This window comes from Mesorhizobium sp. M0678 (assembly GCF_040320505.1).
GTDB lineage: Bacteria > Pseudomonadota > Alphaproteobacteria > Rhizobiales > Rhizobiaceae > Mesorhizobium.
Map to the genome: position 1 here is coordinate 44,180 of NZ_JAMYPT010000002.1, position 13,428 is coordinate 57,607.

The 13,428-nt window shown below is 63.1% G+C and carries 15 protein-coding genes; 13 read left to right on the forward strand and 2 right to left on the reverse strand.

Going from position 1 to position 13,428, the window contains the following annotated elements; all coding sequences use genetic code 11:
• Positions 1 to 56 precede the first annotated feature (56 nt).
• The 5 genes from NKI29_RS03635 to NKI29_RS03655 all read left to right on the forward strand — a co-directional run bounded on the left by NKI29_RS03635 (position 57) and on the right by NKI29_RS03655 (position 3,246).
• Positions 57 to 641, forward strand: coding sequence for an urease accessory protein UreE (locus NKI29_RS03635; RefSeq protein ID WP_023677003.1), 585 nt, complete (start codon positions 57 to 59; stop codon positions 639 to 641).
• Positions 622 to 1,323, forward strand: coding sequence for an urease accessory protein UreF (locus NKI29_RS03640; protein ID WP_031211833.1), 702 nt, complete (start codon positions 622 to 624; stop codon positions 1,321 to 1,323). The genes NKI29_RS03635 and NKI29_RS03640 overlap by 20 nt, the downstream gene beginning before the upstream one ends.
• Positions 1,320 to 1,760 carry a DUF3995 domain-containing protein gene (locus NKI29_RS03645; protein ID WP_023677001.1) on the forward strand — a complete coding sequence of 147 codons (441 nt, stop codon included), beginning with the start codon at positions 1,320 to 1,322 and terminating at the stop codon, positions 1,758 to 1,760. Before NKI29_RS03640 ends, NKI29_RS03645 begins: the two co-directional genes overlap by 4 nt.
• The gene (ureG, locus tag NKI29_RS03650) at positions 1,757 to 2,398 is read left to right on the forward strand and encodes an urease accessory protein UreG (protein ID WP_023677000.1); all 642 of its coding nucleotides are present in this window, start codon (positions 1,757 to 1,759) and stop codon (positions 2,396 to 2,398) included. Before NKI29_RS03645 ends, ureG begins: the two co-directional genes overlap by 4 nt.
• 80 nt (positions 2,399 to 2,478) lie before the next feature.
• Entirely contained in the window at positions 2,479 to 3,246 is a 768-nt protein-coding gene (locus NKI29_RS03655) for a class II aldolase and adducin N-terminal domain-containing protein (RefSeq protein ID WP_023676999.1), read from the forward strand.
• A gap of 22 nt (positions 3,247 to 3,268) precedes the next feature.
• On the opposite strand, the gene NKI29_RS03660 is transcribed toward NKI29_RS03655, so the two are convergent.
• Complete coding sequence (locus NKI29_RS03660) at positions 3,269 to 3,901, reverse strand: HAD family hydrolase (protein WP_023676998.1); 633 nt, start codon at positions 3,899 to 3,901, stop codon at positions 3,269 to 3,271.
• Between the two features lie 361 nt (positions 3,902 to 4,262).
• On the opposite strand from NKI29_RS03660, the gene NKI29_RS03665 reads away from it, so the two are divergent.
• Positions 4,263 to 5,222: a sugar-binding transcriptional regulator gene (locus tag NKI29_RS03665; protein ID WP_023676997.1), complete on the forward strand. Its 960-nt coding sequence runs from the start codon at positions 4,263 to 4,265 to the stop codon at positions 5,220 to 5,222.
• Between the two features lie 75 nt (positions 5,223 to 5,297).
• Here the strand turns inward: NKI29_RS03665 and NKI29_RS03670 are convergent, their stop codons facing one another.
• Complete coding sequence (locus NKI29_RS03670; RefSeq protein ID WP_254815832.1) at positions 5,298 to 5,483, reverse strand: hypothetical protein; 186 nt, start codon at positions 5,481 to 5,483, stop codon at positions 5,298 to 5,300.
• A gap of 110 nt (positions 5,484 to 5,593) precedes the next feature.
• Between NKI29_RS03670 and gcvA the strand changes: the two genes are divergently transcribed.
• From gcvA to NKI29_RS03705, 7 genes are all read left to right on the forward strand, one after another.
• Entirely contained in the window at positions 5,594 to 6,505 is a 912-nt protein-coding gene (gene gcvA, locus NKI29_RS03675) for a transcriptional regulator GcvA (RefSeq protein ID WP_352568549.1), read from the forward strand.
• Between the two features lie 214 nt (positions 6,506 to 6,719).
• Complete coding sequence (locus NKI29_RS03680) at positions 6,720 to 8,030, forward strand: ABC transporter substrate-binding protein (protein ID WP_352568548.1); 1,311 nt, start codon at positions 6,720 to 6,722, stop codon at positions 8,028 to 8,030.
• Positions 8,031 to 8,144: 114 nt separating this feature from the next.
• Positions 8,145 to 9,017: a carbohydrate ABC transporter permease gene (locus tag NKI29_RS03685; RefSeq protein WP_031195183.1), complete on the forward strand. Its 873-nt coding sequence runs from the start codon at positions 8,145 to 8,147 to the stop codon at positions 9,015 to 9,017.
• A gap of 207 nt (positions 9,018 to 9,224) precedes the next feature.
• Entirely contained in the window at positions 9,225 to 10,049 is an 825-nt protein-coding gene (locus NKI29_RS03690; RefSeq protein ID WP_023676992.1) for a carbohydrate ABC transporter permease, read from the forward strand.
• Between the two features lie 51 nt (positions 10,050 to 10,100).
• Positions 10,101 to 11,105 (forward strand): ABC transporter ATP-binding protein, encoded by a 1,005-nt coding sequence (locus NKI29_RS03695; RefSeq protein WP_023676991.1) that lies wholly within the window; start codon positions 10,101 to 10,103, stop codon positions 11,103 to 11,105.
• Complete coding sequence (locus tag NKI29_RS03700) at positions 11,102 to 11,872, forward strand: L-iditol 2-dehydrogenase (protein WP_023676990.1); 771 nt, start codon at positions 11,102 to 11,104, stop codon at positions 11,870 to 11,872. Before NKI29_RS03695 ends, NKI29_RS03700 begins: the two co-directional genes overlap by 4 nt.
• 71 nt (positions 11,873 to 11,943) lie before the next feature.
• Entirely contained in the window at positions 11,944 to 13,422 is a 1,479-nt protein-coding gene (locus NKI29_RS03705) for a mannitol dehydrogenase family protein (RefSeq protein ID WP_352795580.1), read from the forward strand.
• Positions 13,423 to 13,428 lie beyond the last annotated feature (6 nt).

A 13,428-nucleotide genomic window follows, 5' to 3' on the forward strand; every position in this document is an offset into this window, starting at 1 on the left:
CCCCATTGGGGCGGCGGACGCGATAGGCTAGGCTTTTTGGGAGAGGCAGTTTTTACATGAAGCTCGATATTCGCACCGACTTCACCAAATTCCCGCGCGCCGTCTCCGTCCTGGCCGCGGGCGAAGCCGGAACCACCACGCCATACGACAGTGCGGTGCTTGCCCATGACGAGCGGCATCTGCGCCGTCGCGCCATCGAAACGGCCCGTAGCGACAAGGTGCTGGTCGACCTGCCCGAACCGGTGACCTTGAACCATAGTGACCGGCTGGTGCTGGAGGATGGCCGCCACATCGAGATCATCGCGGCCGAGGAGGCGCTCTACGACGTCCGGGCCAGCGACCCTGTCCATCTGGCAGAGCTTGCCTGGCACATCGGCAACCGCCATCTCGCAGCCGCCATCGAAGCTGGGCGCATCCTCATTCTGCGCGACCATGTCATCAAGGCGATGCTGGAGGGATTGGGCGCCACCGTTAGCGACGTCTCCGAGCCGTTCAAGCCGGTGCGCGGCGCCTATTCCGGGCATGGCGGCCACGGCCACGCTCATGCCGAGGCGCATGCGCACAGCCACGCCGAAGCGCATTCCCATACCCATAGCGAATCGCATTCCCACAGCCATTCGCATGACCATGACCATGACTGACCAGCCTTCCAACGTTGCCCAGCCTTCCAATATTGCTTTGTTGCGGCTGATGGCGTGGCTGTCGCCTTCCTTCCCGGTCGGCGGCTTTTCCTACAGCCATGGTCTCGAGCAAGCCGTGCATGCCGGGCTGGTTGCCGACAGCAAAGAGCTCGCCGCGTGGCTGGAAACGCTGGTCGAGATGGGTTCGGGCTGGAATGATGCGGTGCTGTTTGCCGAAAGCTGGCGCAGGGGGCGCGAAACCGGCGATCTCGATGAAATCGTCGCCCTTGCCGAAGCTCTGGCAGGCTCGCGCGAGCGCCATGCCGAGACCATGCTGCAGGGCGCTGCTTTCCTGAAGGCGGCCTTCGCCTGGCCGTGCCAGGTGCTGGATCGCCTGCCGGCCGAATGTGCCTATTGCGTTGCCGTCGGCGCCGTTGCCGGCGATCACGGCATTGCGCTGCGGGACGCCCTGGCGGCCTTTCTGCAGGCCTTCTTCTCCAATCTCGTCCAGGCCGCGATCCGGCTCGGCATCGTTGGCCAGAGTGCCGCGATGACGCTACTGGCCGCCTTCGAACCGCTTGCCCTGGCCACGGCCGACCGCGCTGCCGGCTCGACCCTCGATGATCTCGGCGGCTGCGCTTTCATCTCCGACGTCACGGCGATGAAGCACGAAGCCCAGTATTCGCGGCTGTTCCGCTCATGATCGTCCTCGCTTTCGCGCTCTCGCTGGTCCTGCTGTTGATCACAGCACTGCATGTCTATTGGGGCATTGGCGGCATCTGGCCGGGCAGGGACGCCGCCTCCTGCGCTCGCGCGGTCATCGGCTTTCGCGGCGTCGACGAGATGCCGGCACCCTTCGCCAGCTTCGCCGTTGCCGCCTGCCTCGGCCTGGCGACGCTGTGGCCGATGGCGCTCGAAGGCGTGTTCGCCACGCCCTTTCCCAAGGCCGGGCTGGCCGCCACGGCGCTGCTCATCGCGCTGGTCTTCCTGGCGCGCGGCATTGCCGGCTTCACGCCGTGGTGGCGCCGGCTGGCGCCCGAACAGCCTTTCGCGCGGCTTGATGTCAGCTACTATTCGCCGCTCTGTCTGTTGATCGGGCTCGGCTTCGCCATTCTTGCCATCACGGAGTTCCCTAGATGACACAAGCCAACGGTCCTCTTCGCATCGGCATCGGCGGCCCGGTCGGCTCCGGCAAGACGACGCTCACCGAAAAGCTCTGCAAGGCGCTGCGTGACGAGTTCTCGATCGCCGTCGTCACCAACGACATCTACACCAAGGAAGATGCCATGATGCTGGCCCGGCTTCAGGCGCTGCCCGAGGATCGCATCATCGGCGTCGAGACCGGCGGCTGCCCGCACACCGCCATTCGCGAGGACGCCTCGATCAATCTGCAGGCGATCGCCGAGATGACCAAAAAATTCCCGGATCTCGACATCGTCTTCATCGAATCGGGCGGCGACAACCTCGCCGCCACCTTCTCGCCGGACCTTGCCGACCTGACGCTCTATGTCATCTCGGTTTGCCAGGGCGAGGAGATTCCGCGCAAGGGCGGACCGGCGATCACCCGGTCCGATTTCCTGGTCATCAACAAGAGCGACCTTGCGCCCTATGTGAACGTCAATCTCGACATCATGGAACGCGACGCTGCCCGCATGCGCGGCAAACGGCCGTTTGGCTTCACCGACCTGTCGCGCGGCAAGGGCCTGCAGGAGGTGATCGATTTCATCGTCGAGCATGGCGGGCTTCGGGTCGGCGCGGCCACCAGCACGGCGGCATAACGGCGCTCGCCTGTACCAAACGAAACCGGTTGCGCGTGTTCCAGCCGCGCGGCATCCTTGCTTCTTTCACGGAGGTTACGATGAGCATCACGCGCCTGCAGAAGGAAGTGCTGACCAACCTGCCGTTCTATGAGGAGCGCGTCGATCTGGCTTGCGCCTTCCGCTGGACGGCGCGGCTTAACATGCATGAGGCGGTGGCCAATCATTTTTCGCTGGCGGTCAACGACGATGGCTCGCAATTCCTGATGAACCCTAACCAGGTGCATTTCTCGCGTATCAAGGCGAGCGATCTGCTTCTGATCGACGCCAATGATCCCGACACGCTGGTCGGCCCGAATGCGCCCGACCCGACGGCGTGGGGCCTGCATGGTGCCATCCATCGCAACGTGCGTCATGCACGCTGCGTCATGCATGTCCACTCGATCCACGCCACCGTGCTTGCCTCGCTCGCTGACTCGACGTTGCCGCCGATCGACCAGAACTCGGCGATCTTCTTCAACCGCCATGTCGTCGACGCTCATTATGGCGGGCTGGCCTTCGAGGAAGAGGGCGAGCGCTGCTCGCAGCTTCTTGTCGACCCGAAGGTCAAGGTGATGGTGATGGGCAACCATGGCGTGCTGGTCATCGGCGACAGCGTCGCCGACACCTTCAACCGCATGTTCTATTTCGAGCGCGCCGCCGAAACCTATATCAAGGCGCTGTGGACCGGCCGGCCGCTGCGGGTACTGTCGGATGAGATCGCGGAGAAAGCGGCAAGGGAACAGGAAGACTATCCCGGCCAGGCCGAGCGCCACCTTTCCGAACTGAAGGCGATCCTCGACGAGCAGGAGCCTGCCTACCGGAGTTGAGCGCGGTCCCGCCGGGCCTGGCTTAAAGCCCGAGTTCGGCCCGCAATTCGCCGGCGCTGTTGATGACAATCGCCCCCGGCGGCCCCTCCATGGGCACCTCTGGCCAGAAAATCGTCTTCATTCCAGCTGCCAGCCCCGCCGTGGCGCCGGTCACGCTGTCGTCGACCGCCACGGCCTCGGCGGGATCGACGTCGGCCAACCAGGCGGCGCGCAGGAAAGGTTCGGCATGCGGCTTGCCTTCACGCACGTCGTTGCGGCTGACCGTCTTCATGCCGGGATATACGAGGCCTACGGCGCGCAGATTGGCATCGACGATCAGCCTGTCGGAGTTGGACACCACCGCTTGCGGCACGCCAAGCGCGAGCAGCTCATTGAAAATCTCGATCGCGCCGGTGCGTGGCGTCAGCGTTTCGGCCATCGGCAGATAGTGATCGTACTTGCGCACGATCCAGTCGTCGAAAGGCAGGTCGAGGCCGAACTCGTCGCGCAGCATTTCGTAGACCGGCCATGCGGCGATGCCGAGCACGCGCTCATGCAGGTCGGCCGGCGGCGCGATGCCGACGCTGTGCAGCGCCGCAATCAGCGCCGCCTCGTGCAGCGGCTCGCTGTCGACCAGCGTGCCGTCCATATCCCAGAAAACCGCTTTCGGCGTCATGCAAGGCTCCATTCTCAAAAAATTCCTTAAAGCGTTTAGCGCGCGAGATAAACCGCCGCGTCCCCGCTAATGCATGTCGCGCAAAGTGTGCAGCGGTTTTGCGATGACGACATGCATAAAAAGGAACCTAAAACGCGTCGCATGAGGTCGATCGAACGCAACGCGCTTTAGAACCGTGATTGGTGCGACCTCGACAGCCTTGCTGTTGCAACGAGACTGGGTCGACCTGTCACTTCGCTCCAAACACCCAAGTTTCATCACTAAGCAATTGCTCTTACAATAGGCAATTGCGCGCAAGTTCATTCCCTGCGAAACTACTGCGCTCCGCCTCTTATGCTCGGCGGGGTTGGGAGGCAGGAACTTGAATTCGCGGCAGGACAGCGGCGGCAACAGGCTGGACGACGCGGCGCGTGCCGGCTGGCTCTATTATGTCGCAGGCAACACCCAGGACCAGATCGCCGCCACGCTTGGCATCTCGCGGCAGACGGCGCAGCGGCTGGTGTCGCTCGCAGTCTCCGAAGGGCTGATCAAGGTGCGCGTCGACCATCCGATCGCCAATTGCCTCGACCTTGCGGCACGGCTGAAATCGCGCTTTGCGCTCGATCTGGTCGAGGTGGTGCCGAGCGACCCTTCTTCTTCCTCCACCGTCATCGGCGTCGCCGAGGCGGCGGCGGCCGAGATCGAACGGCGGCTGCGGTCGCCGGTGCCGATCGTCATGGCGATCGGCACCGGCCGCACGCTGAAGGCCGCGATCGAGCAACTGCCGCCGATGGAATGCCCGCAGCACAAAGTGGTGTCGCTGACCGGCAACATCTCGCCGGACGGCTCGGCGGCCTTCTACAACGTCATCTTCACCATGGCCGACAGGGTCAAGGCGCGTTCGTTTCCGATGCCTTTGCCGGTCATCGCTTCCTCGCCCGAGGAGCGCGAGATGCTGCTCAGCCAGCCGATGATCCAGCCGACGCTGGCGCTTGCGGCCGAGGCCGACGTCACCTTTGTCGGCATCGGCGATCTCGGCCCGAAAGCGCCGCTTTACGAAGACGGCTTCATTTCGGAGGGCGAATTAAAGGCGCTGCAGAAGGCCGGCGGCGTCGCCGAGATCGTCGGCTGGGTATTCGATCGTGACGGCCGCATGATCGAGGGCATCACCAATGATCGGGTGTCGTCGGCGCCGCTGCCGTCGCGCGAAAAGTCGCTGGTGATCGCGCTTGCCATGGGCGACCGCAAGCTGCCGGGCATCTTCGCCGCCGTCAACCGGCGGTTGGTCAACGGCCTCATCACCGATGAGCGGACCGCCGCCGCCTTGCTGGCGGGCGCATGATCTCCGAGCCGCTGGCGGTCGGAAACGATCATGTGAAATCGAAACGCATCTGAATCCCCGATAAAACGAGCGTCACTACTGGTGCCGGCCGCAAGGATCGTTGCCGTCGAGAAAGCCCATGTCGCGCTGCAGATGCGGCGGCAGCTCCCGGACGTCGAGATAGGCCCGTTTCCGCGCCGCGTGCCTTGCCAATCCCCGCGCCAACCGTGAAAACCAGCCATGGGCTGGAGCAAGAAGCAGCTTTTCCTGTATTGTGGTCATGATCGTCAGCCTTCGCTATCCCTAGGCGTAATTGATCTTCAATACGGAATATCGGTAGGACCGGCCGGTGCCGCCAATCAAACGTCGATCACTGCCCATAAGGAGGGCTTATGCCGGAGCTCAATTCACGACAGCTGGTTTCGCAGCTTCCTCCGCTTCAGGCGATCCGGGTGTTCGAGGCGGTGGCGCGGCATCTCTCGTTCACCAAGGCCGCCCAGGAGCTTGGCATGACGCAGGCGGCGGCAAGCTATCAGATCAAGCTTCTGGAGGAGCGCATCGGCGCGCCCCTGTTCTTGCGCCAGCCAAAACAGATCGTGCTGACCGAACCCGGCCAGCGCCTGGCGCCCGCGGTCAGCGAGGCGTTCGCGCTGTTGAGCGGCGCCTATGCCGCCGCGCGCACCGGCGCCGACGGCTTGCTTTGCGTTTCGACGCTGCTGACATTTGCCTCCAATTGGCTGGCGCAGCATCTCGGTTCGTTCCAGGTCGCGCATCCGTCGCTGGCGGTGCGCGTCGATACTTCGAACAGGGTTGTCGACTTTGCCAGAGAGGATATCGACATCGCCATCCGCTCCGGCGGTGGCAACTGGCCGGGCGTCGAGACCCATATGCTTTTCAGGGCCGATTTCACGCCGGTCCTTAGTCCAAAGCTCGCGGCAAGCATCGGCGGAGTCAAGGAGCCGGCCGACCTGCTGCGGCTGCCGATCCTCGACCCGGGTGACATCTGGTGGCGGGACTGGTTTGCCGCCGCCGGCCTGCCGGTCGAGGATCTGGCCAGGCGTCCCGGCACCAGCATGGGCGCGCAGGCCTACGAGGCCAATGCCGCGATTGCCGGCCACGGCGTGGCGATCGTTACCAAGGCGCTGTTCAAGACCGAACTTGCCGACGGCCGCCTGATCCAGCCCTTTGATCTGGTCGGTGACGACGGCCACGCCTATTGGCTGGTCTATCCGACGGCACGACGCAACGTGCCGAAGATCCGCGCCTTCCGCGATTGGATCCTGAGTGAAATCGCTTGCCAGTAGGCTGAATCCCAGCAAGCCCGATAGCAAAGCGCCGGGCCCAATCAGCCCGGCCGAATCCTTCGTCAGACATGCCGCAAACGTCCCAGGCTTGCCGCTGCACAAGACCCGGCGTGCTGCGCTGCAGCAACGAATCCGTCTTGACATAATTCATCGCAAGTGAGTAATTGCTCACAGCCAAGGCAAATGCTCATCTTGGTTTATGGGAGGAATTTTGATGAAACTTCGCACGTTCACCCTAGGCCTGTTCTCGGCCAGCGCGCTCGCTTTCGCCGCGCATGCCGAATCCATCACCATCGCCACGGTCAACAATGGCGATATGGTCCGCATGCAGAAGCTGACCGACGACTTCACCGCCAAGAATCCCGACGTCCAGCTGCAGTGGGTCACGCTCGAGGAAAACGTTCTGCGCGAGCGCGTCACCACCGACATCGCCACCAAGGGTGGCCAGTACGACGTGATGACTATCGGCACCTATGAAGTGCCGATCTGGGCCAAGCAGAACTGGCTTTTGCCGCTCGACAAACTCGGCGACGATTACGACGTCAAGGACATCATCCCGGCCATAGCCGGCGGCCTGTCGGTCGACGGCAAGCTCTACGCAGCCCCGTTCTACGGCGAAAGCTCCTTCGTCATGTACCGCAAGGACCTGATGGAAAAGGCCGGGCTCAAGATGCCCGATGCACCGACCTGGGACTTCATCAAGCAGGCCGCCGACAAGATGACCGACCGCGCCAACGGCGTGAACGGCGTCTGCCTGCGCGGCAAGGCCGGCTGGGGCGAGAACATGGCCTTCCTGACCGCCATGTCGAACTCGTTCGGCGCGCGCTGGTTCGACGAGAACTGGAAGCCGCAATTCGACCAGCCCGAATGGAAGAACACGCTGCAGTTCTATGTCGACCTGATGAAGGCCGACGGCCCCGAGGGCGCGTCGTCCAACGGCTTCAACGAAAACCTGGCGCTGTTCCAGCAGGGCAAATGCGGCATGTGGATCGACGCTACCGTCGCTGCCTCCTTCGTTTCCGACCCGAAGAACTCCACCGTCGCCGACAAGGTCGGCTATGCGCTGGCGCCGGACAATGGCCTCGGCAAGCGCGGCAATTGGCTGTGGGCATGGTCGCTAGCCATCCCCGCCGGCACGCAGAAGGCCGACGCCGCTCAAAAGTTCGTAGCCTGGGCAACCAGCAAGCACTATGCCGAGCTCGTCGCCTCGAAGGAAGGCTGGGCCAACGTTCCGCCGGGAACGCGCTCGTCGCTCTATGCCAATCCCGAATACCAGAAGGCAGCACCTTTCGCCAAGATGACGCTGGACTCGATCAACTCCGCCGATCCGACGCACCCGACCGTCAAGCCGGTGCCTTATGTCGGCGTCCAGTTCGTCGCCATTCCTGAGTTCCAGGGTCTCGGCACCACCGTCGGCCAGCTCTTCTCGGCGGCACTTGCCGGCCAGTCGAGCGTCGACGATGCCTTGAAGCAGGCGCAGGACGCCGCCACCGCGACGATGACCGAGGGCGGTTACATCAAGTAAGCTCCTCCGGGTGCCGGTTGCCAATGGCGACCGGCAACGGCCGCCCGAATCCCAGTTCGGGCGGCCAGCTTTCACACCGCTGAAAAACTTGGCCGACCTCGAAGGGTGACCGTCATGGCTACTCAGCAGACCCGTTCGCTTGCCCGTTTCATGATGGCGCCATCCGTGGTGCTGCTGCTGGTCTGGATGATTGTGCCGCTGGCATTCACGCTGTGGTTTTCCTTCCAGCAATACAACCCGCTCAATCCGATGCGCGACGGCTTCGTCGGGTTTTCGAACTACGCGCTGTTCTATTCCAACCCGGCATTCCTGCAGTCGATCCTCAACACGCTCACCATCGTCGTCAGCGTGCTTTTGATCACGGTGATCGGCGGTATTCTGCTCGCCCTTCTGCTCGATCAGCCGATGTGGGGACAGGGCATCGTCCGCATCCTTGTCATCTCGCCGTTCTTCGTCATGCCACCGGTGGCAGCACTGGTCTGGAAGAACATGATCATGCATCCGCAGTACGGGGTTTTCGCCGATATTGCGCGCTTCTTCGGCGGGCAGCCGATCGATTGGTTCGGGCAGCATCCGCTCCTGGCGATCATCATCATCGTTGCCTGGCAATGGCTGCCGTTTGCTACGCTGATCCTGTTGACCGCGCTTCAGTCGCTCGACGGCGAGCAGAAGGAAGCCGCCGAAATGGACGGCGCCGGCTTCATCAGCCGCTTCATCTATTTGACGCTGCCTCATATGTCGCGCGCCATAACCGTCGTCATCCTGATCCAGACGATCTTCCTGCTGTCGGTCTATGCCGAGATCCTCGTCACCACCAATGGCGGCCCGGGTTACGCCTCCACCAACCTGCCCTTCCTCGTCTATCAGAAGGCATTGCTGGAGTTCAAAATCGGCCAGGCGTCCGCCGGCGGTATCATTGCCGTCATTCTCGCCAACATCGTTGCCTTCTTCGCCATGCGCGCTGTCGGCAAGAACCTGGATAAATAAGGGAGGATAAGATGGCACGTGCGCTGAACCACCCCCACTCCGTCCCGCTGCGCGGGACACCTCTCCCCCTGCCCGGGGTAGAGGAAAGGCCTGCATCGAAACCGCGCCCTTCCTCCACCCCCTCGATCGGGGGAGAGGTGGGTTGCGCAGCAAACCGGAGTGGGGGTCGACCCTGCCGCCAACATCGCCGATAGGGAGGACCTGACCATGGCACGTGCAGTCACCACCCAGCACAAGACGATTGCTACCGCGGCCGCCTGGATCGTCGCGCTGCTGATCTTCTTCCCGATCCTCTATACGATCATCACTTCGTTCAAGTCGGAGCAGGAGGCTATCCAGGGCTTCAACCTGTTCCCGTCGGGAACCACGGAGAGCTATTCCGAGGTCCAGGCGCAGAACGGCTATTTCAAATTCTTCCTGAACTCGGTGTTCCTGTCGGTCGGCTCGACCATCCTGGCTCTGCTCGTCGCCATACCGGCGGCATGGTCGATGGCGTTTTCGCCGGGCAAACGCACCAAGGACATCCTGATGTGGATGCTTTCCACCAAGATGATGCCGGCCGTCGCCGTGCTGTTTCCGATCTATCTGATCTTCCGCGATACCGGTCTGCTCGACAGCCGCATCGGCCTGATGGTCATGCTGATGCTGATCAACCTGCCGATCGTGGTCTGGATGCTTTACACCTATTTTCGCGAGATCCCGGGCGAGATCCTGGAAGCGGCGCGCATGGACGGCGCATCGCTCTGGAACGAGATCATCTATGTGCTGACGCCGATGGCGGTCCCCGGCATCGCCTCGACCATGCTGCTCAACATCATTCTCGCCTGGAACGAGGCGTTCTGGACGATCCGGCTGACCACCACCGAGGCCGCGCCGCTCACCGCTTTCATCAGCTCCTTCTCCAGCCCGCAGGGGCTGTTCTGGGCCAAGCTTTCGGCCGCCTCGACGCTGGCGATCGCACCGATACTGATCATGGGCTGGTTCAGCCAGAAGCAGCTGGTCCGAGGCCTGACATTCGGTGCGGTAAAGTAGCGGGCATCGCCTGACGCAAAACGAAAAGATAGCCCTTCGGGGGAGGAAACCATGGGAAACATCACGCTCAAGAACGTCTCCAAATCCTTCGGGGCGACGTCCATCATCCCCGGCCTCGATCTCGTCATCGAGGACGGAGAGTTCGTCGTCTTCGTCGGCCCGTCGGGCTGCGGCAAATCCACCCTGTTGCGTCTGATCGCCGGTCTCGAGGATACCAGCGGCGGCACCATCATCATCGATGGTCGCGACGTCACCGGCGAGGCGCCGGCCAAGCGCAAGCTGGCTATGGTGTTCCAGTCCTATGCGCTCTACCCGCACATGACGGTGGCCAAGAACATCGCCTTCCCGCTGAAGATGGCGGGCGAGGACCAGGCGACCATCGACAAGAAGGTGAAGGACGCCGCGCGGATCCTGAACCTCACCAACTACCTCGACCGCCGCCCCGGCCAGCTCTCCGGCGGCCAACGGCAGCGCGTCGCCATCGGCCGCGCCATCGTGCGCCAGCCGTCGGCCTTCCTGTTCGACGAGCCTTTGTCCAATCTCGACGCGGCGCTGCGCGGCACCATGCGGCTGGAGATCAGCGAGCTGCATCACCAGCTCAAGACAACCATGGTCTACGTCACCCACGACCAGATCGAGGCGATGACCATGGCCGACAAGATCGTCGTGCTCAATGCCGGCAATATCGAGCAGGTCGGCTCGCCGATGGAGCTCTATAAGACGCCGAAGAACCTGTTCGTCGCCGGCTTCATAGGTTCGCCGAAGATGAACCTGATCGAAGGCGCGCCGGCCGCCAAATATGGCGCCAAGACGGTCGGCATCCGCCCGGAGCATATGAACATTTCGAAGACGTCAGGCGACTGGAAGGCGACGGTCGGGGTTGCCGAGCATCTCGGCTCCGACACGTTTTTGCACGTCCAGGCGGATGGTGTCGGGCAGCTGACGGTGCGTGCCGACGGCGAGTTGGCCGCCCATCACGGCGACACGATCTACCTGACGCCGGAAAAGGCCAAGCTGCATCGTTTCGGCGCCGACGGGAAGGCGATGCTGCAATGAGGCTCCGGGGTAAATCGGCGCTGATTACCGGATCGGCGCGCGGCATCGGCAGGGCGTTTGCCGAAGCCTACATGCGCGAAGGGGCGACGGTCGCGATTGGCGACATCAATCTCGAAGCCGCCGAGAAGACGGCTTCGGAAATCGGCCGCAACGCCTACGCGGTAAAGCTCGACGTCACCGATCTCGCGTCTATCGATGAGGCCGTCAAGGCAGTCGAAGCCAGGGCCGGCGGCCTGGATATCTTGATCAACAACGCTGCTTTGTTCGACCTGGCGCCGATCGTCGAGATCACCAAGACAAGCTACGACAAATTGTTTTCGGTCAACGTCGCCGGCACGCTGTTTACGTTGCAGGCCGCCGCCCGTTCGATGATTGCCCGGGGCAAGGGCGGCAAGATCATCAACATGGCAAGCCAGGCCGGGCGCCGCGGCGAGGCGCTGGTCACCGTCTACTGCGCCACCAAGGCGGCGGTCATCTCGCTCACCCAGTCGGCAGGGCTCGACCTGATCAAACACCGCATCAACGTCAATGCCATCGCCCCGGGTGTCGTCGACGGCGAGCATTGGGACCATGTCGATGCCTTGTTCGCCAAGTTCGAGAACCGGCCGAGGGGCGAGAAGAAGAGGCTGGTCGGCGAAGCCGTGCCTTATGGCCGCATGGGCACGGCGCAAGACCTCACCGGCATGGCGGTGTTCCTGGCCAGCGATGAGGCCGAGTACATCGTCGCCCAGACCTACAATGTCGATGGCGGCCAGTGGATGAGTTGAGTGGGCGAAGGCGCTCTTCCCCCCGTCTCCTCCACGGGGGGAAGAGCCGTCCCGCTAAAGGGTAAAAGCAGATGACCGTGAAACTCTCTTCTTCCATCCTCGCCAAGCTGCCGCCCAAGGTCGCCGGCCCGAAATATGATCGCGCCGCGCTCAAGGCCGGCATCGTGCATTTCGGCGTCGGCAATTTCCATCGCTCGCACCAGGCCGTCTATCTCGACGACCTGTTCAATTCGGGTGTCGGCCACGACTGGGCCATTGTTGGCGCCGGCGTCTTCGAGGGCGAGAAGGTCGGCCGCGGCAAGTTGCAGGAGCAGGACTGGCTGACCACCGTGGTCGAGCAGGACAGCGGCCATATGAGCGCGCGCGTCACCGGCGTCATGATCGACTTCCTGGTGCCGGGCGATGCGGCCGCAATCGTCGAGCGGCTTGCCGATCCGGCGATCAAGATCGTCTCCCTGACCATTACCGAGGGCGGCTATTTCATCGATCCGGCATCCGGCGTCTTCAATCCGACACATCCCGACATCGTTGCCGACGCTGAGCCGGGGGCGACGCCGAAGACCGTCTTCGGCCTCGTCCTCGCCGGGCTGCTGCGCCGCCGCGCCGACGGTATCGTGCCCTTCACAATCATGTCCTGCGACAACATCCCCCATAACGGCCACGTCACCTCAGATGGCGTCATCGGCCTTGCGCGGCTGATCGACGAAGGTTTGGCAAACTGGGTGAGCGAGAACGTTGCCTTTCCCAATGGCATGGTCGACCGCATCACGCCGGCCACCACCGACCGCGAGCGCGGCATTCTCTCCAGCGAGTTCGGCCTCGACGACAATTGGCCGGTGTTTTGCGAACCGTTCAAGCAATGGGTGCTGGAGGACCGTTTCACCGACGGCCGCCCGCCGCTGGAAAAGGTCGGCGTGCAGTTCGTCAGCGACGTCGCGCCCTATGAGCTGATGAAGATCCGCATCCTCAATGGCGGCCATGCGACCATCGCCTATCCGGCCGGGCTGATGGACATCCATTTCGTCGATGAGGCGATGCAGGAGCCGCTGGTACGCGGCTTCCTCGACAAGCTCGAGCATGACGAAATCATCCCGACCGTGCCGCCGGTTCCGGACACCGACCTCGAAGATTACTACCAGCTCATCGAGCACCGCTTCTCCAATCCGAAGATCGGCGACACCATACGCCGGCTTTGCCTCGACGGCTCCAACCGCCAGCCGAAATTCATCATTCCGACCATCGCCGACCGGCTGAAGGCTGGCAAAAGTGTCACCGGCCTTGCACTGGAATCGGCGCTCTGGTGTCGCTACTGCTTCGGCACGACGGATTCCGGTGCCGTCACCGAGCCCAACGACCCGAACTGGGGCCGGTTGCAGGCGACGGCCAAGGCGGCCAGGGACATGCCTGCCGCCTGGCTTGCCATGGAGGACATCTATGGCGATGTCGGCCGCTCGCCGCCGTTCGCTGAAGCCTTCGGCCAAGCGCTGAGACTGCTGTGGGCGGACGGCGCGCGCGCGACACTGACGCGCTATCTCGCCGGCGACCTCTGAAGCCGA

Coding starts and splice junctions, on each gene's coding strand:
- NKI29_RS03635 (WP_023677003.1), top strand. CDS start 57: ATGAAGCTCGATATTCGCACCGACTTCACCAAATTCCCGCGCGCCGTC.
- NKI29_RS03640 (WP_031211833.1), top strand. CDS start 622: ATGACCATGACCATGACTGACCAGCCTTCCAACGTTGCCCAGCCTTCC.
- NKI29_RS03645 (WP_023677001.1), top strand. CDS start 1,320: ATGATCGTCCTCGCTTTCGCGCTCTCGCTGGTCCTGCTGTTGATCACA.
- ureG (WP_023677000.1), top strand. CDS start 1,757: ATGACACAAGCCAACGGTCCTCTTCGCATCGGCATCGGCGGCCCGGTC.
- NKI29_RS03655 (WP_023676999.1), top strand. CDS start 2,479: ATGAGCATCACGCGCCTGCAGAAGGAAGTGCTGACCAACCTGCCGTTC.
- NKI29_RS03660 (WP_023676998.1), bottom strand. CDS start 3,901: ATGACGCCGAAAGCGGTTTTCTGGGATATGGACGGCACGCTGGTCGAC.
- NKI29_RS03670 (WP_254815832.1), bottom strand. CDS start 5,483: ATGACCACAATACAGGAAAAGCTGCTTCTTGCTCCAGCCCATGGCTGG.
- gcvA (WP_352568549.1), top strand. CDS start 5,594: ATGCCGGAGCTCAATTCACGACAGCTGGTTTCGCAGCTTCCTCCGCTT.
- NKI29_RS03680 (WP_352568548.1), top strand. CDS start 6,720: ATGAAACTTCGCACGTTCACCCTAGGCCTGTTCTCGGCCAGCGCGCTC.
- NKI29_RS03685 (WP_031195183.1), top strand. CDS start 8,145: ATGGCTACTCAGCAGACCCGTTCGCTTGCCCGTTTCATGATGGCGCCA.
- NKI29_RS03690 (WP_023676992.1), top strand. CDS start 9,225: ATGGCACGTGCAGTCACCACCCAGCACAAGACGATTGCTACCGCGGCC.
- NKI29_RS03695 (WP_023676991.1), top strand. CDS start 10,101: ATGGGAAACATCACGCTCAAGAACGTCTCCAAATCCTTCGGGGCGACG.
- NKI29_RS03700 (WP_023676990.1), top strand. CDS start 11,102: ATGAGGCTCCGGGGTAAATCGGCGCTGATTACCGGATCGGCGCGCGGC.
- NKI29_RS03705 (WP_352795580.1), top strand. CDS start 11,944: ATGACCGTGAAACTCTCTTCTTCCATCCTCGCCAAGCTGCCGCCCAAG.